This window comes from Variovorax sp. YR634 (genome assembly GCF_900106655.1).
Taxonomy (GTDB): Bacteria; Pseudomonadota; Gammaproteobacteria; order Burkholderiales; family Burkholderiaceae_C; genus Variovorax.
This window is the reverse complement of record NZ_FNOL01000001.1, coordinates 662539-688155: the sequence shown is the minus strand read 5'-3', so window position 1 is coordinate 688155 and position 25617 is coordinate 662539. Positions and strand designations below refer to the sequence as shown.

General features: G+C 68.3%; 27 protein-coding genes. 15 read left to right on the top strand and 12 right to left on the bottom strand.

What is annotated here, in order from left to right:
- From folK to hda, 3 genes are read right to left on the bottom strand one after another with little or no spacing between them, the layout of a single operon-like run.
- Positions 1-639 carry a 2-amino-4-hydroxy-6-hydroxymethyldihydropteridine diphosphokinase gene (folK, locus tag BLV60_RS03165; RefSeq protein ID WP_093049659.1) on the bottom strand — a complete coding sequence of 213 codons (639 nt, stop codon included), beginning with the start codon at positions 637-639 and terminating at the stop codon, positions 1-3.
- A complete protein-coding gene (gene pcnB / locus BLV60_RS03160) occupies positions 636-2270 on the bottom strand; it encodes a polynucleotide adenylyltransferase PcnB (RefSeq protein ID WP_093049656.1) in 1635 nt (544 codons plus the stop codon). The genes folK and pcnB overlap by 4 nt, the downstream gene beginning before the upstream one ends.
- Before the next feature lie 27 nt (positions 2271-2297).
- Complete coding sequence (gene hda / locus BLV60_RS03155; protein ID WP_305367572.1) at positions 2298-2984, bottom strand: DnaA regulatory inactivator Hda; 687 nt, start codon at positions 2982-2984, stop codon at positions 2298-2300.
- 130 nt (positions 2985-3114) lie between these two features.
- Here hda and purM point away from each other — a divergent pair, with 130 nt between their 5' ends.
- From purM to BLV60_RS03130, 5 genes are all read left to right on the top strand, one after another.
- Positions 3115-4155: a phosphoribosylformylglycinamidine cyclo-ligase gene (purM, locus tag BLV60_RS03150; protein WP_093049650.1), complete on the top strand. Its 1041-nt coding sequence runs from the start codon at positions 3115-3117 to the stop codon at positions 4153-4155.
- A 50-nt stretch (positions 4156-4205) separates the two neighbouring features.
- Positions 4206-5291 (top strand): AI-2E family transporter, encoded by a 1086-nt coding sequence (locus BLV60_RS03145; protein WP_176928696.1) that lies wholly within the window; start codon positions 4206-4208, stop codon positions 5289-5291.
- Positions 5292-5411: 120 nt separating this feature from the next.
- The gene (locus BLV60_RS03140; protein WP_093049647.1) at positions 5412-5972 is read left to right on the top strand and encodes a cysteine hydrolase family protein; all 561 of its coding nucleotides are present in this window, start codon (positions 5412-5414) and stop codon (positions 5970-5972) included.
- 5 nt (positions 5973-5977) lie between these two features.
- On the top strand, positions 5978-6607 hold the full coding sequence (locus BLV60_RS03135; protein WP_093050395.1) for a DJ-1/PfpI family protein: 630 nt from the start codon (positions 5978-5980) through the stop codon (positions 6605-6607).
- Complete coding sequence (locus tag BLV60_RS03130) at positions 6571-7572, top strand: GlxA family transcriptional regulator (protein WP_093049644.1); 1002 nt, start codon at positions 6571-6573, stop codon at positions 7570-7572. Before BLV60_RS03135 ends, BLV60_RS03130 begins: the two co-directional genes overlap by 37 nt.
- 6 nt (positions 7573-7578) lie before the next feature.
- On the opposite strand, the gene BLV60_RS03125 is transcribed toward BLV60_RS03130, so the two are convergent.
- From BLV60_RS03125 to murJ, 7 genes are all read right to left on the bottom strand, one after another.
- The gene (locus tag BLV60_RS03125; RefSeq protein ID WP_143042534.1) at positions 7579-9186 is read right to left on the bottom strand and encodes a M14 family metallopeptidase; all 1608 of its coding nucleotides are present in this window, start codon (positions 9184-9186) and stop codon (positions 7579-7581) included.
- Between the two features lie 61 nt (positions 9187-9247).
- Positions 9248-10492, bottom strand: coding sequence for an RNA polymerase sigma factor (locus BLV60_RS03120; protein ID WP_256328839.1), 1245 nt, complete (start codon positions 10490-10492; stop codon positions 9248-9250).
- 70 nt (positions 10493-10562) lie between these two features.
- Positions 10563-10988 (bottom strand): YciI family protein, encoded by a 426-nt coding sequence (locus tag BLV60_RS03115; RefSeq protein WP_093049636.1) that lies wholly within the window; start codon positions 10986-10988, stop codon positions 10563-10565.
- A 37-nt stretch (positions 10989-11025) separates the two neighbouring features.
- Positions 11026-11457 carry a YciI family protein gene (locus tag BLV60_RS03110; RefSeq protein ID WP_093049633.1) on the bottom strand — a complete coding sequence of 144 codons (432 nt, stop codon included), beginning with the start codon at positions 11455-11457 and terminating at the stop codon, positions 11026-11028.
- Between the two features lie 144 nt (positions 11458-11601).
- Positions 11602-12030, bottom strand: coding sequence for a bleomycin resistance protein (locus BLV60_RS03105; protein ID WP_093049630.1), 429 nt, complete (start codon positions 12028-12030; stop codon positions 11602-11604).
- Between the two features lies 1 nt (position 12031).
- Entirely contained in the window at positions 12032-12883 is an 852-nt protein-coding gene (locus BLV60_RS03100) for a SirB1 family protein (protein WP_093049627.1), read from the bottom strand.
- Between the two features lie 75 nt (positions 12884-12958).
- Positions 12959-14512: a murein biosynthesis integral membrane protein MurJ gene (murJ, locus tag BLV60_RS03095; protein ID WP_093049624.1), complete on the bottom strand. Its 1554-nt coding sequence runs from the start codon at positions 14510-14512 to the stop codon at positions 12959-12961.
- Between the two features lie 131 nt (positions 14513-14643).
- On the opposite strand from murJ, the gene rpsT reads away from it, so the two are divergent.
- The gene (rpsT, locus tag BLV60_RS03090) at positions 14644-14958 is read left to right on the top strand and encodes a 30S ribosomal protein S20 (RefSeq protein ID WP_007831346.1); all 315 of its coding nucleotides are present in this window, start codon (positions 14644-14646) and stop codon (positions 14956-14958) included.
- Between the two features lie 145 nt (positions 14959-15103).
- On the opposite strand, the gene BLV60_RS03085 is transcribed toward rpsT, so the two are convergent.
- On the bottom strand, positions 15104-15433 hold the full coding sequence (locus BLV60_RS03085) for a DUF3579 domain-containing protein (RefSeq protein WP_093049621.1): 330 nt from the start codon (positions 15431-15433) through the stop codon (positions 15104-15106).
- Between the two features lie 161 nt (positions 15434-15594).
- Between BLV60_RS03085 and BLV60_RS03080 the strand changes: the two genes are divergently transcribed.
- From BLV60_RS03080 to BLV60_RS03040, 9 genes are all read left to right on the top strand, one after another.
- On the top strand, positions 15595-16803 hold the full coding sequence (locus BLV60_RS03080; protein WP_093049618.1) for an aspartate aminotransferase family protein: 1209 nt from the start codon (positions 15595-15597) through the stop codon (positions 16801-16803).
- Complete coding sequence (argF, locus tag BLV60_RS03075) at positions 16800-17741, top strand: ornithine carbamoyltransferase (protein ID WP_093049615.1); 942 nt, start codon at positions 16800-16802, stop codon at positions 17739-17741. The genes BLV60_RS03080 and argF overlap by 4 nt, the downstream gene beginning before the upstream one ends.
- A gap of 26 nt (positions 17742-17767) precedes the next feature.
- The gene (locus tag BLV60_RS03070; RefSeq protein WP_093049612.1) at positions 17768-18082 is read left to right on the top strand and encodes a YkgJ family cysteine cluster protein; all 315 of its coding nucleotides are present in this window, start codon (positions 17768-17770) and stop codon (positions 18080-18082) included.
- A 74-nt stretch (positions 18083-18156) separates the two neighbouring features.
- Positions 18157-18807 (top strand): arylformamidase, encoded by a 651-nt coding sequence (gene kynB, locus BLV60_RS03065; protein WP_093049609.1) that lies wholly within the window; start codon positions 18157-18159, stop codon positions 18805-18807.
- A 10-nt stretch (positions 18808-18817) separates the two neighbouring features.
- Positions 18818-20095, top strand: coding sequence for a kynureninase (gene kynU, locus BLV60_RS03060; protein ID WP_093049606.1), 1278 nt, complete (start codon positions 18818-18820; stop codon positions 20093-20095).
- 13 nt (positions 20096-20108) lie between these two features.
- On the top strand, positions 20109-20594 hold the full coding sequence (locus BLV60_RS03055) for a hypothetical protein (RefSeq protein WP_093049603.1): 486 nt from the start codon (positions 20109-20111) through the stop codon (positions 20592-20594).
- A gap of 16 nt (positions 20595-20610) precedes the next feature.
- Positions 20611-21459, top strand: a complete 849-nt coding sequence (kynA, locus tag BLV60_RS03050) for a tryptophan 2,3-dioxygenase (protein ID WP_093049601.1) — start codon at positions 20611-20613, stop codon at positions 21457-21459.
- A 241-nt stretch (positions 21460-21700) separates the two neighbouring features.
- Positions 21701-23086: a reverse transcriptase family protein gene (locus BLV60_RS03045; protein WP_093049598.1), complete on the top strand. Its 1386-nt coding sequence runs from the start codon at positions 21701-21703 to the stop codon at positions 23084-23086.
- Between the two features lie 70 nt (positions 23087-23156).
- Positions 23157-24407, top strand: a complete 1251-nt coding sequence (locus tag BLV60_RS03040) for an SMI1/KNR4 family protein (RefSeq protein WP_093049595.1) — start codon at positions 23157-23159, stop codon at positions 24405-24407.
- 22 nt (positions 24408-24429) lie between these two features.
- On the opposite strand, the gene BLV60_RS03035 is transcribed toward BLV60_RS03040, so the two are convergent.
- Positions 24430-25614 carry an FAD-dependent monooxygenase gene (locus BLV60_RS03035; RefSeq protein ID WP_093049593.1) on the bottom strand — a complete coding sequence of 395 codons (1185 nt, stop codon included), beginning with the start codon at positions 25612-25614 and terminating at the stop codon, positions 24430-24432.
- Between the last annotated feature and the right edge of the window lie 3 nt (positions 25615-25617).

Sequence of the window (25617 nt, the reverse complement as noted above, 5' to 3'; positions counted from 1 at the left end):
TCAGACGATGCGCTTGACCACCTGGCCCGTAACGCGTGCCAGCGCCGCGCGCGGCACCTTGTCGGGCGCGATTTCGGCGAGCGGCTTCAGCACGAAGGCGCGCTCGCGCATGCGGGGGTGCGGCAAGGTCAGCGTGGGCGTGTCGATCACCGAGTTGCCGTGCATCAGCAAATCGAGATCGAGCGTGCGCGGCGCGTTGGGGAACGGCCTTTCGCGGCCGGCCAGCGCCTCCAGGCGCTGCAACGCCACGAGCAACTGCTCGGCATCCAGGCCGGTGCGCACGGCCACCACGGCGTTGATGAAATCGGGGCCTTCGGCATCCACCGGCTCACTGCGATAGAGCGACGAGCGGGCCGTCACCACGGTTCGCTGAAGCGCGCCGATGTCGGCCATGGCGGCCTTCACGGCTGCCTCGGCATCGCCCAGGTTGGCGCCGATGGCGATGAAAGCCTGTGCCGTGGGGTAATCCTCCCGCGGACCGCGTGGGCTGCGCGAAGGTGCACGGGTGGGCGCGCGGCGCGCGGGCGGTCCGCTCTTTGCGCCTGCAGACGGTGGCTTGGCACCACCGCCCGCACGCGGCGGTGCAGCCTTGGCCTTGGGGCCTGGCTTGCCGTCCTTCGGCCGGTTGGGCGTGCTCATGCGCCTCCGGCGCTCCCGCCGCCCCCACCACCAGCACCGCCACCACCTCCGGTGCGGGGCTTGCGGCGACGCCGGCGCTTGCGCGGTACCGCCTCGCCATCGGGCGGCACGGCGCCGGCTTCTACTTCAACCTCTTCGACTTCGTCGTCCTGCTCCGAATCGGGGACCTGGCTCTTGCGCGCAGCCGGTTCACCGCCGCGCGGCTTCGGCGCCGGGGTTTCGCGCACCCGCACGCGCTGACGCACCTTCTGCTCCTCGCGCACCTGCTCCAGCAGGTCCTGGCGGCGCACGTCGTCGGCGGTGCTGAATTCCTGCCACCACTCGGCAATCGCCTCGCTCACCTCGCCCACGTCGGCGCGCAGGCGCATGAAGTCGAAGGCGGCGCGGAAACGCGCCTGCTCGACCAGGCTGTAGGGCGTGGATCCGGTGCGCTTGTCGAAGCGCGGCTGCATCATCCAGATCTCGCGCATGTCGGCGGCCAGCTTGCCGCGGCCCGAGACATCGCCGATGCGGGCGTTGAACACGTCGTCGATGGCGTCCTGCAGCGCCGGAAATGGCGGCTGCGGGCGCTGGCCGTGGCGGCCTTCCTGGCGCTGGGCCCAGCCGTCGCGCACGTCGGCCCACAGCACGCAGGCCAGCAGGAAGCTGGGCGCCACGGGCTTGCCTTCGCCCACGCGGCGGTCGGTGTCTTGCAGGGCGGCCTTCACAAAGGGCTGGTCGGCGCGCTCCACCACCACGTCGAGCAGCGGATAGATGCCACGGGCGAGGCCGAGCTTGTTCAGCTGCTCGACGGTCGCAATCGCATGGCCGGTCTGCAGCAGCTTGAGCATTTCGTCGAACAGGCGGCTTTGCGGCACATCTGCCAGCAGCTTGCTCGACTCGACCAGCGGGGCCGCCGTCTTGGCTTCCATCTTGAAGCCCAGGGCGGCGAGCTTGGCCGAGAAGCGGATGGCGCGAATGATGCGCACCGGGTCTTCGCGGTAGCGCGTGGCCGGGTCTCCGATCATGCGCAGCGTGAGCTTCTGCGCGTCCTTGATGCCGTTGTGATAGTCGACCACGACCTGGTTGGCCGGGTCGTAGTACATGGCGTTGACGGTGAAGTCGCGGCGCGCCGCGTCTTCTTCCTGCGGGCCCCAGACGTTGTCGCGCAGCACGCGGCCGCTGGCGTCCACGGCGTGCTTCATGCTGGCAAGCTCGCCCTTGCTGGTGCGCTCGTTGCCCGCCACCTGCTCGGCCGCGGCGTTGTCCATGTAGGCGCGGAAGGTCGAGACCTCGATCACCTCGTGCTCGCGCCCACGGCCGTACACCACGTGCACGATGCGAAAGCGCCGCCCGATGATGAATGCACGGCGAAACAGCGACTTGACCTGCTCGGGCGTGGCATTGGTGGCCACGTCGAAGTCCTTGGGGCGCAGCCCCAGCAGCAGGTCGCGCACCGCGCCACCCACCACGTAGGCCTCGTAGCCGGCCTGCTGCAGCGTGGTGACCACGTTCTTCGCGCGTTCGTCGACCAGGGCCGGATCGATCTTGTGAACCTCTGCCGGCACCTCCTGGCGCTTGCCGAAGCGGCTCTTGCCCTGCGTGCCGCCGGCGGTCTTGCCAAGCAGCTTGTCGATGAATTTCTTGATCATTGTTGGTTGAAAGCCTAGTTCGCTCTTTTATTCGTTCTCGAGCATGGAGCGGATCAGCGGAATGGTGATCGCGCGTTGCGTCTGCAGGGCATAGCCGTCGAGCTGCGTGAGCAGCTCCATCAGGCTGCCGAGGTCGCGGCTGAATCGGTGCAGCATGTAGTCGAGCACGTCGTCGGACAGCATCACGCCGCGCGCATCGGCGGCCTGGCGCAGCACCGCGCGGCGTTCGCTTTCGCTCAGCACCTGCAAGTGGAACACGTGGCCCCAGCCGAGGCGGGTGCGCAGGTCTTCGCGCAGCGGCAGGTCGGCCGGCGGCAAGGCGCCGGCGGCGACCACGCCGCGCTGCAGGGTTTGGGCGTTGACGAACCAGTTGAAGGCCGCGTGCTGCTGCACGGCGGTGTAGAGGTGCACGTCGTCGAGCAGGACGGCGCCCCAGCGCTCGTCGAACTCGGGCGGCTCCAGCAGGCCGGCGTGCAGCCAGCCCACGCTGGCGCCCTGCTCGCGCAGTGCGACACGCACCGATTCGAGCAGATGGCTCTTGCCGCTGCCGCCTTCGCCCCAAAGATAGGTGGGCACCGGCGAGTGCAGCGCGGGGCTGCCGGCGCCGCCCACCCACACTTGCAGGTGCCGCAGCGCCGCCTCGTTGGGGCCGGCAAAAAAGGCGTCGAAGCTGGGGCCCGTCGCAATGCCGATATCGAGCGCGAGCTGTTTCATCCCGGGAAGGTTCATGGAGGGGGCCGCGAGGGCCCTTAAAATCGTGAGGAATTCTATCGGCCTGGCCACCATGGTTACCGGCGCCGCCTTCCGCTCCTACTCTTCGCGTCCTTCCCGACCTCGACCACCCATGACTTCCCCTACGCCCACTCCTCTCAGCTACAAGGATGCCGGTGTCGACATCGATGCCGGCGACGCGCTGGTCGACCGCATCAAGCCCCTGGCCAAGAAGACCATGCGCGAAGGAGTGCTGGCCGGCATCGGCGGCTTCGGCGCCCTGTTCGAGGTGCCCAAGCGCTACAAGGAGCCGGTGCTGGTGAGCGGCACCGACGGCGTGGGCACCAAGCTCAAGCTGGCCTTCGAATGGAACATGCACGACACGGTCGGCATCGACCTGGTGGCAATGAGCGTCAACGACGTGCTGGTGCAGGGCGCCGAGCCCCTGTTCTTCCTCGACTACTTCGCCTGCGGCAAGCTGGACGTGGACACGGCCGCGGCCGTGGTGGGCGGCATCGCCCGCGGCTGCGAGCTGTCGGGTTGCGCCCTCATTGGCGGCGAAACCGCCGAAATGCCCGGCATGTACCCGGCCGGCGAGTACGACCTGGCGGGCTTTGCGGTCGGCGCGGTCGAAAAGTCGAAGATCCTCACGGGCCAGAACGTCAAGCCCGGCGACGTGGTGCTGGGCCTGGCCTCGGCCGGCGTGCACTCCAACGGTTTCAGCTTGGTGCGCAAGGTGATCGAACGCGCCGGCGCCGACCTGCCCGCCACCCTCGACGGCAAGCCCTTCCGCGAAGCCGTGATGGAGCCCACCCACCTCTACGTGAAGCCCGTGCTCGAAGCGCTGGGCAAGCACCCGATCAAGGCACTGGCCCACATCACCGGCGGCGGCCTGCTCGAGAACATCCCGCGCGTGCTGCCCGAAGGCACCGCCGCCCATCTCAAGAAGGGCAGCTGGCCGCAGACCGAGCTGTTCGCCTGGCTGCAGAAGGTAGCCGGCATCGACGACATCGAGATGAACCGCACCTTCAACAACGGCATCGGCATGGTGGTCGTGATCGACGCGGCTGAAGCCGCCGCCTGCGCCGCCACGCTGCGCGCCGCTGGCGAATCGGTGCACGAGATCGGCGTGATCGCCGAGCGCGGCGAAGGCGCCGCGGTAGTCGTCGGCTGAGCGCCGGCTGCCCATCCACAATGTCCTGAACAGAGCACGCGACGCCCCGGATGGCCAAGAAGCCACAACCCATCAGCCCCGCCGTGACAACGGCCCCCGTCCACCGCCCGGCCGCCTCGCGCGGCGTGATGATCGCAAGCTACCTGCTGATGCTGGCCGCCTTGCTGCTGGTGATGTGGGAGCACCTGCTGCCGGGGCTGCTGTGCGTCTGCATCGGCTTCCTGGCCACGCGGTGGTTCGCACGGGTGCTGAGTGCGGGCATGCGGCGCATTCCGGCACTCGGCGGCCAGCGCGCCGATGGCTGGGCCGGCGTGCTGGCCGTCATCCTCGTGCTGGTGGGGCCGATCGCGCTGATCACGCTGCTGCTGTCGCAGGCCCGCGAATACATCGTCGACGCGCCTGACCAGTACCGCGAACTGCTCGACTACACGGCGCGCACGGTGCTGGAGCTGCGCTCCAAGCTGCCGGTCGAAATCGCTGTCTATCTACCCGAGGGCGCGGCCGAGGTGCAGCGGGTGATCGCCAATTACCTGCGCGCGCAGGCCGGCTCGCTGGCCGTGGCCGGGCGCGCCTGGCTGCACGGCATTCTCTTCTCGTACGTGGGCCTGATCGTGGGCGGCCTGGCCGCCGTGGCGCACGCGCCGCTGCGCCGCCTGCCGCTGGCCGACCAGTTGCACCAGCGCGTGCGGACCTTCGGCGAAGCCTTCGGCCAGATCGTGGCGGCCCAGTTCTGGATCGCGGCCTTCAACACGCTGCTCACGGCCATCTTCCTGCTGTTCATCATGCCGACGTGGGGGGCGCACCTGCCGTACACGCCGGCGCTCATCACCCTCACCTTCCTGGCCGGACTGGTGCCGATCGTGGGCAACCTGGTCTGCAACTCGGTGATCACGCTGGTGGGGCTGTCGGTGTCGCCGGTCACGGCGGCGGCGTGCCTGATCTTCCTGATCGTGATCCACAAGGCCGAGTACGTCATCAACGCCAAGGTGGTCGGCGCACGCACGCAGATGAGCGTGTGGGAGCTGCTGGCCGTGATGTTCGTGGCTGAGGCGGTGTTCGGGCCGGCCGGGCTGGTGGCGGCGCCGCTGTACTACGCGTACCTGAAGAAAGAGCTGCAGGCGGCATCGCTGGTCTGAGGCAACCGTCGGGAAGCAATGTCCTGATCTGATCGGTTTTGGTCCGGCCGCGAGCGGACTGCAGGCTGGCAAGGCAGAAGAATAGGCGGCATCATCCACTTTGCCTCTACGAGCCCCGCCATGAAAACCTGTCTGATTGTGATCGACGCCCAGGAATCATTCCGCCAGCGCGCGTACTGGTCCGAGAGCCAGGCCACTCCCTACTTCGCCGCGCAGAACGCGCTGATCGAAGGCTGCGCCGCCGCCGGCGTGCCGATCGTGCGGGTCTTTCACACCGACGAGCCGTCCGATGCGGGCAACCCGTTTGCCGTCGAATCGGGCCACGTGCGCCCCATCGGCGGGCTTGCCGACTTTGCCGCAGCAGCCACCTTCACCAAGCACCGCCACAGCGCGCTGGTCAACAGCGGGCTGGACATCTGGCTCACGCAGAACGGCATCGGCCGGCTGATCGTGAGCGGCATCCGCACCGAGCAGTGCTGCGAAACCACAACCCGCCACGCCTCGGACCTGGGCTGGGAGGTCGACTACGTGACCGACGCCACGCTCACCTTCGACATGGTGCAGCCCGACGGCCGGCCGCTTTCGGCCGCCGACATCAAGGCCCGCACCACCACCGTGCTGCAGGGCCGTTTCGCCACCGTCTGCACCGTGGCGCAGGCGCTCGAACGGGCCGTGGCGTGAGCGGCATGAGCTTGCGCGTGCTCATCCTCGCCTTCGACGGCGTCGAAGCGCTGGACTTCGCCGGCCCCTTCGAAGTGTTCACCACCGCGAGCCGGGTCAGCCAGCGGATGCAGCCGGGCACCGCGGCGCCGTTCGATGTCGCATCGGTGGCCCACGCTGCACACGGCCAGCCCGTGCAGGCGCGCGCCGGCCTGCAGCTGCTGGCCAACCACACGCTGGCCGACAGCCCGAAGGCCGACGTGCTGATCGTTCCCGGCGGCGTGGTCGACGCGCCGATGGCCAGCCCCGACACCCTGCGATGGATCGCCCACAGCGCAGCCGGTGCGCAGGTCGTCGCCTCGGTCTGCACCGGCGCCTTCCTGCTGGCCGAAAGCGGCGTGATCACGAACGACACCGTCACCACCCACTGGGAAGACATCGCCGACCTGCGCGAGCGCTTTCCTTCGCTCGACGTACGCGACGGCGTGCGCTGGGTCGACAACGGCCGCATCGTCAGCTCCGCGGGCATCAGCGCCGGCATCGACATGAGCCTGCACCTCGTCGAGCGGCTGGCCGGACGCGAACTGGCCGAGCGCACCGCGCGCCAGATGGACTACGCATGGACCCGCAACCCCGGCCACAACCCATCCGCGTAGTCTTCGTCCTCCTGCCCGGCAGCATCGTGCTCGACTGGGCCGGCCCGGCCGAGGCGCTGCGCATCGCCAACCAGCGGCTGTGCGCAATGGGCCAGCCCGAGCGTTTTGCCATCGAGTTCGCGAGCCCCCGGCCGACGACGATGGGCTCGGTCGGCGTCGCGCTGGCCGGGCTTTCGCCCTTGCCGACGCAGTGGGACGGCCCCGGCTGGATCGTGCTGGTCGGCCTGCCCGGCGACACCATCGCCATCGACAACCCCGAGACGCAAGACCTGCTGCACTGGCTGCGCGGCCTGCGCTTCGAACGCGACCGGCTGGAGCTGCTGACGATCTGCGCCGGCGCGGTGCTGGCCGCGCATGCCGGTGCGCTGGCAGGCCGACGCGCCACTACGCATCACCAGCACCTCGACGAACTTCGTGCCGTGGAGCCGCGCTGCGACGTGGTCAGCAACCGCGTGTTCGTGATCGACCCGCCGCTGTACAGCAGCGCGGGCGTGACGACCGGCATCGACCTGGTCCTGCACCGCATCGCCGGGCTGTGCGGCGAAGCGCTCGCGGCGCAGGTCGCGCAGACCATGGTGGTGGCGCTGCGCCGCGGCCCGCACGACCCGGAGCTGTCGCCCTTTCTCGCCTACCGCAACCACCTGCATGCCGCGCTGCATCGCGTGCAGGACGCGGTCAGCGAGCAGCCGCAGGCCGACTGGAGCGTGCCGCGCATGGCCGAGGTGGGGCACACCTCGGCGCGGCATCTCACGCGGCTGTTCGTCGAGCATGCGGGCGTAGCGCCGCTGGCCTATCTGCGGCGGCTGCGGCTCGCGGCGGCTCAGCTCGCGCTGGCCTCGGGCGCGAGCGTGACGCGGGCGGCGGAGCAATCGGGCTTCGGCTCGGACACCCAACTGCGCCGCGCGTGGCACCAGTTCGGGTTGCCGGGCTCGCCTTCGGAGGCGAACTCGGCCTTCAAGGCCTGAAAACGCTCAGTGCCAGACGCCGACGGGCGCCGGCCCGGGCACGCGCAGCAGCCTGTCGTCACCGATTTCGAGCAGCCGGTTGGCCGCATAGCTGTTCTGCGAGTCGGGCTCCAGCGCCGCGCTGACCAGCGGCGACAGCGGCTGCGCCAGCGACACGTAGAAGCTCCCCGGCTGCACCACCGCGCGACCGGCCCGCGGCCGCACGCGGAAGGCGCGGATCGCCTCGCCGTCCTCGATGGCGCCGCGCGCGTCCTGCCGCTGGCCGTCGGTTTGCGACAGGATCTCGTAGCGCTCCACCTGCCAGGGCGCCGCGCTGTCGATGCGCTCTACCCGCACGCCCAGCATCTGCAGGCGCTGCACGGCCGTGGTCTCGCTGGCCGCGAGCAGATAGCCGCACGGGCGCGGGCGCGCGTTGGCAATCTTGAGCGGCTCGGCGGCGCGCCATTCGACGTCGATGGTCTTGTCTTCCCCGGTCTTCGCGTCGAGGAATTCGAGGCGCTGCCGCGTCGGCGTCTGCCAGGCCTCGACCACCAGATCGCCATGGCACGCCTCGGCCTTGGCGCGCTGGCCAGCCTGCGCGGTGAGCTGCATCAGCGCCGGCCCCTGCTTCGCGGCCGTCTCGATGACGGTGGTGGCAGCCAGCACCTGCGTGTGCACGCGACGCGCAAAGTGAGCACGCCCGAGCCCCACGCCGCGCACTTCGAGCAGCAGGCTCACGGCCTGGCGCAGCGCGCTCACGTTGCGTCCGGTGTCGGGCTGCACGCCGCCCATCGACACGGTGCGGTCTTCGCTCTTGCCGCCGGAGGTGGTGTGGTACTTGAAGCCCTGCAAGCCGGCCTGCGTGAATGCGGACTGGATGGCGTCGACGTAGTCGCGCTGCGCACCCACGGCGATGGCGGAGTCGAGATTGCCCACGGTGGCAGGCTGCAGCAGGCCGTCGTACTTCATGACCGCGCCGAACTTCTCGATCCAGCGGCCGCCGACGGTGAACTCGTGCAGGTCGAGCACCACCTGCGGCTGGTAGCGCAAGGTGGCGGCCGCGAGCATGCGCGCCTCGGGGGTGCGCAGCAGCAGGTGGTCGCGGTTCACGTCGATGCCGTTGGCGGTGACGCGGGTGAAGCGCTCGGCGCCGTCCGGGTTGCCGCGCGGCACCAGCACCAGGTTCACCTTCTTCAGCAGCGCGGCGCCGGGCTCGCTGGCGAACTGCTGCGCCAATGCCAACACCGCTTCGCCACCGGCCGGCTCGTTGCCGTGCTGCTGGCCGATCACCATCACGGTAGGCCGCGCGGGATCGATTCGCCCCTGGTCGGCCAGCACCACCAGCGGCATTTCGCGTCCCTGCTGCGTCAGGCCCAGGCGCTCGACGCGAACGTTCGGCGACTGGCGCGCAAGGTCGCTCAGGAAGGCCAGCACCTCGACGTGCGAGGGAAAGTCGGTGCGCCCGGCACGAAAGCCCGGCGTGGCGTAGCTCACCGGCGGATTGGGGAAACGCGCGGCGATGGCCTGCGGCTCGACCCACGCCTTGGCGGGGTCGAACTGGGCCTGGGCCGAAAGGGCTGGCAGCAGGGCCAGGCAGGAAACGCACAGGAGGCGGAGGGAGGGGGTGCGCAGCATGGCGCGCATTTTCTCCCGGCACCGGCCGCGCGGGCCAGCGCAGCTTCAGCCGGCGTTCAGCTCACCCGGCGGGGCCATCGAGGAGGCAGGCCCGCGCACGCGCGAGCAGCAGGGCCCGCTCGCGCGTGTTGCGCGTGAGCGCTGCGGCGCGGTCGAATTCCTTGCGCGCCTCATCGCGGCGGCCTAGCTTGAAGAGCAGATCGCCGCGCACGGTCGGCAGCAGGTGGTAGCCCTTCAGCGAGGGCTCGTCCATGAGCGCATCGACCACCTCCAGCCCCGTCGCCGGCCCGAAGGCCATCGACAACGCGACCGCCCGGTTGAGCTCGACGATGGGCGATGGCGTGAGTTCGGCCAGCGCGTCGTAGAGCGCCGCAATGCGGCCCCAGTCGGTTTCGTCGGCGGTGCGCGCGCGGCCGTGGCAGGCGGCGATGGCGGCCTGCAGCGCATAGGGGCCTAGCGCGCCGCCGAGTGCTTCAGCACGCGCGAGCGCCGCAAGGCCGCGACGGACCAGCATCTGGTCCCAGCGCGCGCGGTTCTGTTCGAGCAGCAGCACCGGCTCGCCGGAAGGCCCCATGCGCGCGGCGGTGCGCGAGGCCTGGATTTCCATCAGCGCCACGAGGCCGTGCACCTCCGCCTCCTTCGGCACCAGCTCGGCCACGATGCGACCCAGGCGCAGGGCCTCGTCGCACAGCGTGGGGCGCATCCAGTCGTCGCCGGCGGTGGCCGAGTAGCCTTCATTGAAGACCAGGTAGATCACTTCGAGCACCGAGGCGAGCCGGGCTTCGAGCTCGTGCCGGCGCGGCACCTCGAAGGGCACGCGCGCCTCGGCCAGCGTGCGCTTGGCGCGCACGATGCGCTGCGCCACGGTGGCCTCGGGCACGAGAAAGGCGCGCGCGATCTCGTCGGTGGTGAGGCCGCCCATCAGCCGCAGTGTGAGCGCCACGCGGGCCTCGGTCGACAGCACCGGGTGGCAGGCGGTGAACACCAGTCGCAGCAGGTCGTCGCCGATGTCGTCGTCCAGCGCGGCATCGATCGCCTCGGCGAAATCGTCTTGTGCCATCTCATGCTGCGCGTCGATCTCGCGGCCGATTTCGCCGGCCTTGTGCTCGGCCAGCTGCAGGTGGCGCAGGCGGTCGAGCGCGCGGCGCTTGGCCACTGCCGTGAGCCAGGCCGCGGGGTTGTCGGGCACGCCGGATTCGCTCCATTGCTCAAGCGCCGAGACCAGCGCGTCCTGGGCCAGCTCTTCAGCCAGGCCCACGTCGCGCACCATGCGCGCGACGGTGGCGATGATCTTCGCGGACTCCATGCGCCACACCGCCTCGATGGTGCGGTGGATGGCGGCGACGTCCGCGCGGCCCTCTTCCCTGATCACAGCTTTACGGCTCGGTCTTCTTGACCGTCTGCATCGACGCGAACTCGCTGGTCAGCGCCTGCACGTCGGGCGGGTAGTCGCCGATTTCCTGGATCTGGCGCACCTCGATGACTTCGTTGTCGGAGCCGGGGCAGCGGGCAGCCCATTCGATGGCGGCGGCGCGCGAGGGCACGTCGATGACCCAGAAGCCGCCGAGCACTTCCTTGGCCTCGGCGAAGGGGCCGTCGACGATCTTGGGCTTCTTGTCCTTGAAGCTCACGCGCGCGCCCATCGAGGGCGGATGCAGGCCGTCGCAGCTGATCAGCACGCCGGCTTTCTGCATCGATTCGTTGTAGGCCATCATGGCCGACACCGCATCGACGTCTTCGGGGATGGTGCCGGGCGCCGCGGTTTCGTAGCCGTGGGGAATCATCAGCAGCATGAATCGCATGGTGGATCTCCTTGGGTTCGATTCGGTTGCGGCTGCTTCAGCTGCCGGCCTTCGCGCGGGCCTCGGTCTCGGCGCGCAGGCGGTCTTCCTGGGCGAGCAACTCCGGCGTCATCGAATCGCCGAAGTCGGCAGCCTCGAACACCTGGCGGATCTCGATCTCGCCTTCCTGGAAGGGGCTGCGCTTGATCCACTCGATGGCTTCTTCCTTTGACTTGACCTGGAACAGCCAGAAACCAGCCAGCAGCTCCTTGGTTTCAGCGAAGGGGCCGTCGATGACGGTGCGCTTGGTCGGGCCTTCGCAGCGCACGCGCACGCCCTTGGAGCTGGGGTGCAGGCCTTCGCCCGCCAGCAGCACGCCGGCCTTGACCAGTTCCTCGTTGAACTTGCCCATGGCGGTGAGTATTTCGGTGCTGGGCATCACGCCGGCTTCGGAATCGGCGTTGGCCTTGACCAGAATCATGAATCGCATGTCGTTTCTCCTGAAGGTTGATGAGACTGGGAGCGGCTGACGAATGAAATTTGCCTGCTCCTGTTCACACGTCGGACGAGCGGAAGACGGATCGACACGATCGCATCGATCTATTTGTAATTTTGTGTTTCTGAAATTGAGGCTTCAGGGCAGGTAGCCGCAGAAGCGCAGCACGTGGCCGTCGGGCTCCCGGATCGCGAATTCGCGCAGTCCCCAGGGCTGGGAGGTTGGCGGCTCGATGACCGTCACGCCGCGCTTCACGTAGGCGGCGTGCAGGCCGTCGATGTCCTTGCCCACGTGGATCACGATTTCGCCGCGCCAGGGCTTGGCCTCGCGCGAGTTGCATTGCCACAGCCTCAGGTAGACCGGGTCGCCGTAGCTGCGGTCGCCCTTCTTCACCCGGGCGTAGCTGGGCGGCTCCCCCGCGATGAAGTCGAGCTCGAAGCCCAGCACGTCGCGAAACCAGCGCGCGGCGCGCGACACGTCCGACACCGGCAGCACCGGCTGCACGCCGTGGAATTCATGCAGGGTGCCCAGGTCGGGCGCCGGGCTCACACCGGCCTTGGTGTTCATTTCAGCTAGCCATTCGGCGCAACATGGCGACGCGCTCGGCGATCGCGTCGATGTCGAGGGCGTCCTCGGCCTTCCCCAGATAGGTTTCCAGGTCGCGCACGGCCTGCGCCGTGTTGCCCTGCTCGGCGTGCGCGATGCCGCGGTCGCGGTATTCGCCCCAGGCACTGGGCAGCAGGGCGATCAGGCGGTCCTGCACGGCGATGACGCGCTGCCAGTCTTCCTGCGCGTGGTGCACTTCCTTCAGGTTGCGCAGCATGCGCGCGATGATTTCGCGCGGGCTTGCGGGCTGCAGGTACAGGCCCAGCGGCACGTCGAAATCGCCGACCAGGCCATTGCTGCGCTTGTAGGGTTCGAGCCGCTCGCCGAGTTCCTCGCGCGACAGCGACTTGCCGGTGAAAGGATCGATCACCACCTGCCCCTTGGGCAGCGTCACCTTGAGCATGAAATGCCCCGGAAACCCGATGCCGCGTGCCTGCAGGCCCAGGCCCTGCGCCAGTTCCATCCACAGCACGGCCAGCGAGATCGGAATGCCGCGGCGGGTGCGCAGCACGGCGTTCAGGTAGCTGTTGTCGGGGTCGTAGTAGTCGTTGACGTTGCCGCCGAAGCTCAGGTCATTGAAGAAGAACTGGTTCAGGGCGCGCAGGCGGGCCAGCGGTGCGGCGTCGGCCGGCAGGCGGCGCTTCAGGCGGGCCAGGAGCTGGTCTACATCGCCAAGCACCTGCTGAACGTCGAGATCGGGGTATTCGTCCTGCGCCAGGCTGGCGGCAGCTTCGAGCAACGGAAATTGATCGTCGCTGCGAACCAGCGATTCGAAATACTCCAGTGCGGTAGGAACCTGAAAGCTGAACGTCATGTGTCTTTGTAGAGGAGCATTCAGGGAGCGTCAAGGCGGGACACGTGCGTATTGCCAACGCCCTGCGCGCGGGCTTCAGCGGCGCAGGAAGCTGCGCAACCGCACGCCGACGGCCGCCAGCACGGCGAAATAGAGCAGCGCCGAGCCGGCGATCAGCGCAGCGAGCAGGCCGATGCGCAGCAGGCGCTGCTCGCGCAGGCCGACCCAGTCGAAATGGCCCGAGCCCCAGAACAGCAGGCCGGCCAGCACCAGCGTGCCCGCCAGCACCTGCAGCGCGAACTTGCCCCAACCCGGTTCGGGCTTGTAGCTGCCGCGGCGCATCAGGCCGACAAGCAGCCAGGTCGAATTGACCAGCGCGCCGATGGCGATGGTCAGGGTCAGCGCCGCGTGCTGCAGCACCGGCACCAGGAAGATATTGAGCACCTGCGTCAGCACCAGCACGCCGACTGCGATGAGCATCGGCGTGCGCGTGTCGTGCTTGGCGTAGTAGCCGGGCGCGAGCACCTTCACGGCCACGATGCCGACCAGCCCGACTCCGTAGCCCATCAGCGCCAGGGTCGTGCGGCCTACGTCCTCGCCGGTGTACGCACCGTTGTGGAAGAGCACCGCCACCAGCGGCTTGGCAAACAGCAGCAGCGCGATGGCGCAAGGCGCCGAAAGCAGCACGACGAGACGAAGGCCCCAATCGAGCAGCGACGAATAGCGCGCGTCGTCCTTGGCGGCGCGGGCGCCGGCCAGCTGCGGCATCAGCACCACGCCGAGCGCGACGCCGAGCATGGCGGTGGGGAATTCCATCAGCCGGTCGGCGTTGGTGATCCAGGTGACGCTGCCCACCGCAAGGTGCGAGGCGATCTGCGTGTTGATGAGCAGCGAAATCTGCGCCACGCTGACGCCCAGCAGCGCGGGCAGCATCAGCTTGAGCACCTTGCGCGTGGCAGGGTCGGTCCATGCGGTCCGCAGCGCCCGGAAGCTCGCGCCGACACGCGGCATCAGCCCGAGCTTGCGCAGCGCCGGAATCTGCAGGGCCAGCTGCAGCACGCCACCCACCAGCACGCCCACGCACTGTGCGTAGATCGGCTCGATGCCCCAGCGGCGGAACAGCGGCGCCCCGACCACGATCGCCAAAATCAGCGCAATGTTGAGCAGCACCGGCGACGCCGCCGGCACCGCGAACTTGCGCCAAGTGTTGAGAATGCCGCCCGCCAGCGCCACCAGCGACATGAAGCCGATGTACGGGAACATCCAGCGCGTCATGATCACGGCCGGGTCGAAGCCGGGCAGTCCGCTCGCCATGGCCCAGACCAGCAGCGGCGCGCCGGCCACGCCGGCCACGCACACGACCAGCAGCGTCCAGGTGAGCAGCGTGGCGACATGGTCGATCAGCTGCCGGGCGCCCTCTTCCCCGTCTTCGGCCTTGCGCGCGGCCAGCACCGGCACGAAGGCCTGGCTGAAGGCGCCTTCGCCGAAGACCCGCCGGAACAGGTTGGGGATGCGAAATGCGACGTTGAAGGCGTCGGTCAGCGCGCTGACGCCGAAAACCGAGGCAAACAGCACGTCGCGCACAAGGCCCGTGATCCGCGAAGCGAGAGTCAGCAGGGAGACGGTGGAGGCGGATTTGAGCAGGGACACGGGGGCCGAGTGTAGGGCCCGCGAAGGTGCCGAAACGGGCCGATTCGGGCGCGAATTGGGCAAAAGGGCCAACCCGGCCTATAATGGAGGGCTTTGCTGCATCATCCTCAGACACCTAAGGAACATTAAATATGGCATCCGCCAAGCCCAAGAAGAAGAACCCGCGCCTCGCCTCCGGTCGTAAGCGCGTCCGCCAGGACACCAAGCTCAACGCTGCGAACACCTCGCTGCGCTCCAAATACCGTACCGCTGTCAAGAACGTCGAAAAGGCTGTTCTGGCTGGCGACAAGACCAAGGCAAGCGAACTGTTCGCGAAGGCCCAGAGCATCGTCGACACCGTCGCCGACAAGGGCATCTTCCACAAGAACAAGGCAGCCCGCGACAAGAGCCGCCTGTCGGCCAAGGTCAAGGCCCTCGCCCTCGCGCCTGAAAAGGCCGCCGCCTGACACCTGTCAGGCAAGCCCGGACCGGAATTCTCCAGTCCGCCGTTTGATCGGGGTGCGCTGCAGCAAAGTGAAAAACCGCCTTCGGGCGGTTTTTTCATGCCCATTCGATTTGCGCCCCAGGGCGACGGGCAAGAAAAAAGGCCGCTCAGGCCTTCTTGGGGGGGATGGGCGTATCGGGCACCAGACAGGCCTCGGCCACCTGCAGGTCGTTGTCTCTCGCGAAGTTCACGCAGAAATCCCAGGCCATCGGCTCGGCATCGCGCAGCTCGCGGTTCACGATCACGCACTTCACGCCGTTGATGGTCGTCGGAATGCACCAGGGCGAGTAGCTCAGGTGGCTGCCCGGATAGGCGCCGCCGGGGCGAAAAGAGCACATCACGCCGGCCAGACGCTCGGCCCAATCGCTGGGGCGGAATGTCCGGCCATCCTTGGTGATGCCCTGGATGAAGATTTCTTTGGCAGTGGGGGAAATCATCGTTGAATGAGGCGACCGGAGCGGGTGCTGCGGTGCAGCAAGCGATTCTATCCGCGGCACTTTTTGCATCCTGAACATGGGGCATTGCTGTAATGCGGAATCCTCAACGAAGCCGTCAAACGGCACGCCTAGAATCCGCCTTCCCTATCTGGAGAACCCGAATGAGCGCTACCGCCCAGCCCACCTCGCCCCACGTCATGAACACTTACGGTCGCCTGCCGATCGCACTGTCGCACGGTCAGGGTTGCCGAGTCTGGGACACCACGGGCAAGGCCTACATCGACGGCCTCGGCGGCATTGCCGTGAACACGCTGGGCCACAACCACCCCGAACTGGTGCCCGCCCTGCAGGACCAGCTGACCAAGCTGATCCACAGCTCCAACTACTACCACGTGACCGGCCAGGAACAGCTCGCCACCAAGCTGACCGAGCTGTCGGGCCTCACCAACGCGTTCTTCTGCTGCACCGGCCTCGAAGCCAACGAAGCCGCCCTGAAGCTGGCGCGCAAGTTCGGCCACGACAAGGGCATCGAGCGCCCCGAAATCGTCGTCTACGAAGCCGCCTTCCACGGCCGCAGCATCGCCACCCTGTCGGCTACCGGCAACCCCAAGGTGCAGGCCGGCTTCGGCCCGCTGGTCGAGGGCTTCATCCGCGTGCCGCTGAACGACATCGAGGCGCTGAAGAAGGCCACCGAAGGCAACCCCAACGTGGTTGCCGTGTTCTTCGAAACCATCCAGGGCGAAGGCGGCATCCACCCGATGCGCGTCGAATACCTCAAGCAGGTGCGCCAACTCTGCGACGAGCGCGACTGGCTCATGATGATCGACGAAGTGCAGTGCGGCATGGGCCGCACCGGCAAGTGGTTCGCCCACCAATGGGCGGGCATCAAGCCTGATGTGATGCCGCTGGCCAAGGGCCTGGGCTCGGGCGTGCCGATCGGCGCCGTGGTGGCCGGCCCCAAGGCCGCCAACATCTTCGGCCCGGGCAACCACGGCACCACTTTCGGCGGCAACCCGCTCGCCATGCGTGCCGGCATCGAAACCATCCGCATCATGGAAGAGCACAAGCTGCTCGAAAACGCCGCCACCGTCGGCGCCCACCTCAAGGCCGCGCTGGAGCGCGAAATCGGCGGCCTGCCCGGCGTGAAGGAAATCCGCGGCCAGGGCCTGATGCTGGGCATCGAGCTCGACCGTCCCTGCGGCGTGATCCTGAACCGCGCCTGCGACGCCGGCCTGCTGCTGAGCGTGACGGCCGACAAGGTGATCCGCCTCGTGCCGCCGCTCATCCTGAGCATTGCCGAGGCAGACGAGATCGTTGCCATCCTCGCGCCCATCGTCAAAAACTTCCTGTCGGAGCCTGCCGCCCAATGACGACCGCCACGACGACCGCGCCCGCCGCCATCCGGCACTACCTGCAGTTCTCGGACTTCACGGCCGACGAGTACGCCTACCTCTTCGATCGCATGGCGATCATCAAGAAGAAGTTCAAGACCTACGAAAAGCACCAGCCGCTGGTCGACCGCACGCTGGCCATGATCTTCGAGAAGGCCAGCACGCGCACCCGCGTGAGCTTCGAGGCCGGCATGTACCAGCTCGGCGGCAGCGTGGTCCACCTGACCACCGGCGACAGCCAGCTCGGACGCGCCGAGCCCATCGAGGACAGCGCCAAGGTCATCAGCCGCATGGTCGACATCGTGATGATCCGCACCTACGAGCAGACCAAGATCGACACCTTTGCCGCGCACTCGCGCGTGCCGGTCATCAACGGGCTGACCAACGAGTTCCACCCCTGCCAGATCCTCGCGGACATCTTCACCTACATCGAGCATCGCGGCTCCATCCAGGGCAAGACGGTGGCGTGGGTGGGCGACGGCAACAACATGGCCAACACCTGGCTGCAGGCGGCCGAGATCCTGGGCTTCACGGTGCACGTGAGCACGCCCAGCGGCTACGAGGTGGACCAGTCGATCGCCGGCATCCGCTCGGGCGACAGCTACAAGGTCTTCAAGGACCCGATGGAAGCCTGCCGCGGCGCCGACCTCGTGACCACCGACGTCTGGACCAGCATGGGCTACGAGGCCGAGAACGAGGCGCGCCGCAAGGCCTTTGCCGACTGGTGCGTCGACGAGGACATGATGCGCATCGCCCAGCCCGGCGCCCTGTTCATGCACTGCCTGCCTGCCCACCGCGGCGAAGAAGTGCAGGCCGAAGTCATCGACGGACCGCAGTCGGTGGTGTGGGACGAGGCAGAGAACCGCCTGCACGCACAAAAGGCGCTGATGGAGTTCCTGCTCCTCGGCAGGCTCTGACCACCTGAAGCACAAGGCGCAGCCGCATGTCCGATTGCCAGCAATGCGGCGCCTGCTGCGCCAGCTATCGCGTCGACTTCAGCGTGCATGAGCTCGACGACAACGGCGGCAAGGTGCCCTCGGGCCTCGCCGTCGAGGTGAACGACGCCATCTGCCGCATGCGCGGCACCGACCACACGCCCATGCGCTGCGCCGCGCTCACCGGCAAGATCGGCCAGTCCGTGGGCTGCGGCATCTACGAATGGCGCCCCAATCCGTGCCACGAGCTGCAGGCCGGCAGCGACGCATGCGAGCGGGCGCGGGCACGGCACGGGTTGCCGGCGCTGTCGTCGTTGCACTGATCCGTTCAACTCGTCACGTTCGGTGTTGGAAATAACCGACACCACGACCCCTCGCCCGGCGCTAACTTCGCGCCATGGCTCCATCACATCAGCAACGCATCTGGGACATCTCGCCGCCCGTGCATGAAGGCGCGCCGGTCTTTCCCGGCGACACGCCCTACCAGCAGCGCTGGGCGGCGACCATTTCGCCGGACTGCCCGGTGAATGTCAGCGAGATCAAGCTCTCGCCCCACATCGGCGCGCACGCCGATGCGCCGCTGCACTACGACCCCGAGGGCCAGACCATCGGCAACGTCGACCTCGCGCCCTTTCTCGGCCCCTGCCGCGTGATCCACGCGATCGACAAGGGCCCGCTCGTCGAGTGGGATCACATCGCCCACGCCGTCGACAGCACCCTGCCCCCGCGTGTGCTGGTGCGCACGTACACCACCATGCCGGTCGGCCACTGGGACCCGCAACTTGCGGCCTACGCCCCCGCCACCGTCGAGCGCCTCGCGGCCATGGGCGTGAAGCTCATCGGCATCGACACCGCCAGCATCGACCCGGCCGACAGCAAGACGCTGGAAAGCCATCAACGCATCCGGCGCCTCGACCTGCGCGTGCTCGAGAACCTCGTGCTCGACGACGTGCCCGAGGGCGACTACGAACTCATCGCGCTGCCGCTCAAGCTGGTCAGCGCCGATGCCTCCCCCGTTCGCGCCGTGCTGCGCGAACTCCCCCGCTGAAAACTCCACCATGACGACCCTTGCAGACTGCCGCGCGCTCGACGCGCAAGACCCGCTGCGCGCCTTGCGCGACCAATTCACCATTCCCGAGGGCGTGCTGTACCTCGACGGCAACTCGCTCGGCGTGATGCCCAAGGCCGCGCCCGCGCGCATCGCCGAAGTCGTGACCAAGGAATGGGGCGAAGGCCTGATCCGTTCGTGGAACACCGCGAGCTGGTTCGACCTCCCGCAACGCCTGGGCGACAAGGTGGCCCGACTGATCGGCGCCGCGCCCGGCGAAGTGGTGTGCACCGACAGCACCTCGGTCAACCTCTACAAGGTGCTGTTCGCGGCACTCTCGCAACAGAAGGAGAGCGGTCGCAAGCTGGTGATCAGCGAGCGCAGCAACTTCCCGACCGACCTGTACATCGCCGAATCGCTGTGCCGCGAGCGCGGCTTCACGCTGAAGCTGATCGATGCGAGCGAATTGCCCGGCGTATTGACCGACGAAGTGGCCGTGCTGATGCTCACGCACGTCAACTACCGCACCGGCGCCATGCACGACATGAAGTCCGTCACCGCCGCCGCCCACGCCGTGGGCGCGCTCACGGTGTGGGACCTCGCGCACAGCGCAGGTGCCGTGCCGGTCGCGCTCAACGACAGCGAGGCCGACTACGCCATCGGCTGCGGCTACAAGTACCTGAACGGCGGCCCCGGCGCGCCGGCGTTCGCATGGGTGAACACGAAGCATGCGGGCCAGTTCGAGCAGCCGCTGTCCGGCTGGTGGGGCCATGCGGCGCCCTTCGAGTTCACGCCGCACTACCGGCCTGCCCCGGGTGTCGGCCGCTACCTCTGCGGCACGCAGCCGATCATCGCGCTGGCCGGGCTCGAATGCGGGCTCGACACCGTGCTCGCGGCCGAAGCCTTCAACGGCACGAACGGCGCGATGGCCGCGCTGCGCACCAAGTCGCTCGCGCTCACCGACCTGTTCATCGCACTGGTCGAAGAGCGCTGCGCCGGTCAAGGCCTCTCGCTCGTCACCCCGCGCGACCACGCACTGCGCGGCTCCCAGGTCTGCCTGAGCCGAGAAGAAGGCGCCTACGCCATCGTGCAGGCGCTGATCGCGCGCGGCGTGATCGGCGACTACCGCGCTGGCGACTCGCAGATGCCCGACATCCTGCGCTTCGGTTTCACGCCGTTGTACCTGAGCTTCGAAGACGTGTGGAACTCGGTCGAGCACCTGGCGCAGGTGCTGGAGACGGGCGAGTGGAAGCGCGAAGAGTTCAACCGCAAGAACGCCGTAACCTGAGACGAAGCCAGCCATGAAATCCCGACTGATCATTCTGTACACCGCCTTGCTGATGCTGGCGGCACCCGCCCTTGCACAGCAACCGGCGTTCACGCTGCCGCAACTGAAAGCCTTCGCCGAACTGACGCCCGACGCCTTTCGCCAGCAGATCAAGAGCCAGGGCTTCTCGTATGCCGACAAGACCGTGACCGACGAGGTCAGCATGATCGAGTACGAGAAGTTCGTCGACGGCCAGACCACGCACCTGATGAAGTCCACCTACGTGGAAAGCCGCCGCAGCGAGGACGGCGTGCAGCTCTCGCTGACCGACAAGGCCGCCTTCGAGCGCCTCGTGAAGGAGGCACGCGACACCGGCTACAAGCCGGGCGAGAAGGGCCGCATTCCCGGCGGCGAGACCTACCAGGAATACAAGCGCAAGAACGAGGTCGTGCGCTTCGTCTATCCGAAGAAGGAGTCCGGCATGGGCCTTCCTTCCTACACCGCCGTGGTCTGGCGATGACCCGCCAGCAAACATCATGAGCACCGACAAGTCCCCCGAGAAAATCGTCCACGAGGAAAAAGCGCAGCTGGACTTCAGCAAGTCCATGAGCTACGGCGACTACCTGCACCTCGACGAGATCCTCAACGCGCAGCACCCGCTTTCGCCCGCGCACGACGAAATGCTGTTCATCGTGCAGCACCAGACCAGCGAGCTCTGGATGAAGCTGATGCTGCACGAGCTGCGTGCCGCCACCGCCCACATCGCCGAAGAGAAGCTGGCCGACGCATTCAAGATGCTTGCGCGCGTGAGCCGCATCATGGAACAGCTGGTAAGCGCATGGACCGTGCTCTCGACCATGACGCCGCCCGAGTACACGGCGATGCGCCCCTACCTCGCGAACTCCAGCGGCTTCCAGAGTGCGCAGTACCGGTGCATCGAATTCGCGCTCGGCAATAAGAACGCCGCCATGCTCAAGCCGCATGCGCACCGCGCCGATCTGCTGGCGCAGGTCGAAGCGGCCTATCGCGCGCCTTCGCTGTACGACGAGTCGCTGCGCCTGCTGGCACGCCACGGCCTGCCGGTGCCCGCCGACCGGCTGGAACGCGACTGGACACAGCCCTACGAATCGAGCGATGGTGTCGAAGCGGCGTGGCTCACGGTCTACCGCAATCCGCACGATCACTGGGACCTGTACCAGCTCGGCGAAAAGCTCACCGACCTGGAAGACGCGTTCCGCCTCTGGCGCTTCCGCCACGTGACGACGGTCGAGCGCGTGATCGGATTCAAGCGCGGCACCGGCGGCACGGGCGGCGTGAGCTACCTGCGCAAGATGCTCGACGTGGTGCTGTTCCCCGAGATCTGGAAGCTTCGCACCGACCTGTAATCTGGAAGACCGCGCGCGAAGTTGGCTCCTACAATCCGCGCGGCACCAGCACTTCAAGACTCGACAAGGCTCTGCGATCCGTCGCCTGGTCTTGTACTGCGGGGGAACCCCGTGGTGGATGGATGGCTACACATTCCGGCGCGTGAGCGGACCTGCGCTACCGCGCAGCCCAGCTAGCGCATCACCGGCTGGTTGAAGGGCTGGTTGCCACCCACCTTCACAGGCCTCGCCATCTTCATTCATGACGCGTGAACTGAGCTACAGCGAATGGATCGCCCAAAGCCTAGCGCGCGCATTGCTTGCCGATGCGAGGCAACCCGGCGGCACCGCGCCCGGTGCGTTACGCGCGCGGGCTGCGGCAACGCTGGGCGCCGACGCGCCCTGGCTGAAGCCACTGGCGGAAGCGCTCGGCAACCGGTCGCGAGCCACTTGGCGGCGCACCGACCTGCCCACGCTGGCGAAGGCGATCCATGAAATGCCTGAGTTCGATGCGGCCTTCGAGCAGGACGAGGAGCCACGCGTGCGGCGAATCATCCTCCGGCCTGCGGAGATGTTCCCCCGCCCGATGGGGCTGGACCATTTCGCGCTGCCGAACATCCCGACGCTCGCCGACCTCGCGCAGTGGCTGGAGCTCGACGCGGACCGGCTGGCCTGGCTCACATCGCCGGCGCAGGCTTTTCGCGCACCCAGCGATCCCGGCGTGCAGCCCTCATCGCACTACCGCTACCAATTGCAGCCCAAGCGCCTCGGCGGCCTGCGCCTGCTCGAGATTCCCAAGGCCGACCTGAAGCGCGCGCAGCGCCGCATCCTCGACGACCTTCTGCAGCACGTGCCCGTTCATGAAGCGGCGCACGGCTTCGTGCCGGGCCGCTCGGTCGCGAGCCACGCGGCCGCCCACGCCGGCAAGGAGGTCGTGATCGGATTCGACCTGCGCGACTTCTTCCCCGCCGTTCGCGCCTCGCGCGTGCATGCCACGTGGCGCACGCTGGGCTACCCCGAAGGCGTGGCGCGCGCCCTCACCGCGCTGTGCACGCACCGCACCGATGCCGCCGTGATCGAGCGCCTGCGCGACGACGGCGGGCTCGACTGGATGGGCGCCAAGCGCCTCGCCGCGCCGCACCTGCCCCAGGGCTCGCCCTGCTCGCCCGCGCTGGCCAACCTCTGCGCATTCCGGCTCGACCTGCGGCTCGAAGGCCTGGCGTGGGTCTTCGGCGCCACCTACACGCGCTATGCCGACGACCTGGTGTTCTCCGGGCCGGCCTCGCTGCGCGCGCGGTTCACCGCCTTGCGCGCCTGGGTCGACGGCATCGCGGCCGACGAGGGCTTCGAGCTGCACCCGCGCAAGGTGCGCTGCATGCCTCAACACCGCCAGCAGCGCGTGACTGGCGTGGTCATCAACGACAAGGCCAACGCGCCGCGCGAAGACTTCGACCGGCTCAAGGCCGTGCTGCATCGCTGCGCGCTCGACGGCCCCGCCAGCCAGAACCGCGCGAAGGCAGCTGACTTTCGCGGTCACCTGCTGGGCCACATCGCATGGATCGGCCAGTTCAGCCCGACGCGCAAGGCCCGGCTGATGAGGCTTTTCGACCGCATCGACTGGACGGGTACCACGCAAACGCCCTCATGAAGCTGGGGTGGACCTGATTGTTCCGTCGGCGCAAAGCGCTACAGTTTTGAAAACAACGGAGGCCCCCGCCATGCACGACATCCGGTTCACACCCGACGAGCTCTCCACCCTGCGCGAACATGGCGTCGTGCTGTTCGCCGACCGCGTGATCTTCGACGCGCAGCCGCCGATGCCCCGGCAGCAGATCGATGCCGTGCAGGCCCTGTGCGCGGGCCCCGTTCCCGAAGCGCTGCTCGCGCTGTGGCAGCAGACGGCGGGCGGTCGGCTCGACTACGACCTGTCGCTCGAGATGAACGGCAACCTCGAAGCCATCAGCTGGAACGAGCTGTTCTGGAACGGCAGCGACGGCTACCACGACCTGCAGGGCTGGATCGAGCACGAACTGGAACTGGCCAAGGAAGCCGCCGAGGACGGCGGCAAGCCATCGAGCGGCAAGCTCACACACCTGCCCTTCGGCGGCTTCGAGTACACCGACCGCGTCTACGCGGTGGTCGAACCCGGTGCCGGGCACGGGCAGATCGTCGCGTGGAAGAAGGGCCTGCCACCGGCCTGGACGCACGCGCTGCATGAAGACAGCGTGAACACCATCGCGCCCGACCTGCGCGGCGCATTCGCGGCGCTGCAGCTCGACGAAGACCCGCTGGCGCCCACGAGCGACTACTTCTCGGGGCAGACGCTGCTCGGCTACCTCGACGACCGCCACCAGGACCACGGGCTCGACCTCGACCTGATGGACAAGCTGGTGACCTTCTATTGCCACGCCGTGGTCGACTGGCGCACGCCGCTGGCCGAAGGCACGCTGCGCCACCATCCGTCGATCGCGCGCGTGGCCTTGCGCCATGCCATCGCGGCCGACGACGCCGGGCTGGTCGCCGAACTCGCCGCCTCGGGCGTGGGCTTCGACGGGCCGCATCAGGGCAGCGCGCTCGCGACCGACGTCGCGGTTGGGCACGGCGCCTTCGCCGCCGCAGCAGCGCTGGTGCGCGCAGGCGCGCCGGTGGCTGCCGACGCCCTGCGCAACATCGACGGGCAGATCGCTCCCGAACTCACGAGCGCGTTGCTTGCCAACGGCGCGGAGCCCAACGTGACGGCCATCGTCAAGTGCGCGGCGTGCGGCGCGCCCGCAAGCGCGCACCTGATCGCTGATGCCTGCGCGCAGGCGGGCATCGATGTGGCGCCCGCATTCGTTGCGGAGCGCGATGCGATGCTGCTCGAACTGGAGACCACGCTCGCGCAGATGCAGGACGGCACGCACGGGCACTACCTCGGACAAGAGGGGCTCGCAGAACGCATCGAGCACCTTCAGACATTCCGGCTCTGAAAGGCGCCGGCGCGCCGTTCGCTCAGCCGCCGTACAGCCAGGGCTGGTCGAGCAGCTTTGCGCCCAGCAGGCGCATCGCCATGTCGCGGCCCAGGCGCACGGCGCCCGTGGCATGGAAGATCTCGCCGTTGCGGCGCGCACGTGCCTGCACCTGCGCGTTGCGCGCCCAGCGCGCCTCGGCATAGCGCGCAAAGGCAGCGGGCACGCCAGCCGCGCTGCTGTCAGCGAGCGCATCGGCCAGCGTCACCGCATCTTCGATGGCCATACCCGCGCCCTGCGCCAGGTACGGCACCATCGGATGCGCGGCATCGCCCACCAGCGCGACACGCTCATGCGCCATCTCGGCTGCGCTGGTCATGGGGGCGCGGTCGCCGAGCGACCATGCGCGCCAGCCGGGCATGGCATCGAGCAACGACTGCAGTCCGGCGCAGCTGCGGCCCATGGCCTGCTTCAGGGCGGCGATGCTGCTGGACTGGTCCCAGTCGCGCGCGTCGCCGGCCGGGGCCGATTCGGCGATCACCACCACGTTGAGCCAGTCGCCGCCGCGCACCGGGTACGCCACGGCATGCAGGCGTGGGCCGAGCCACACATCGACCCGCTTGCGGCGCAATGCGGCGGGCAGGCGCGATTGCTCGATCAACGCGCGCCAGGCCGTGTGGCCGGTAACGCGCGGTGGCTGCGCGGCAGACGCGCAATCGAGCTGCCTGCGCACCATGCTCCAGAGGCCGTCGGCTCCGACGATGGCTTCGCCCTCCCAGGCGCGCGCGTCGGTGCTCGACAGGCAGACGAGGTCATCGCTGGTTTCCACCTGCCTGATCTGCGCGCCAGTCACGAGCGTGCCGGTGCCGCGCGCACGCACGGCATCGAGCAGCAGGCCGTGCAGGTCGGCGCGATGCACGCAGAAGTAGGGAGCGCCGTAGCGCTGCTGCATGGCATCGGCGAGCGGCATGCGGGCGAGTTCGGAGCCGCCTTCGGCGCTGTGCACCACCAGCGCATCGGGCCGCGCCGCGATGGCTGCGAGCCCGGGGCCCAGGTCGAGTTGCTGAAGACGCCGCGTGGCATTGGGCCCGAGCTGCACGCCGGCACCGATTTCGCCGAAGACGGCGGCCTGCTCGAAAACGTCGACCCGGTGCCGGCCCTTGGAAAGCGCCAGCGCAGTGGCCAGCCCCCCGATGCCGCCCCCGGCGACGAGGATGTGCGCGGGCATCGG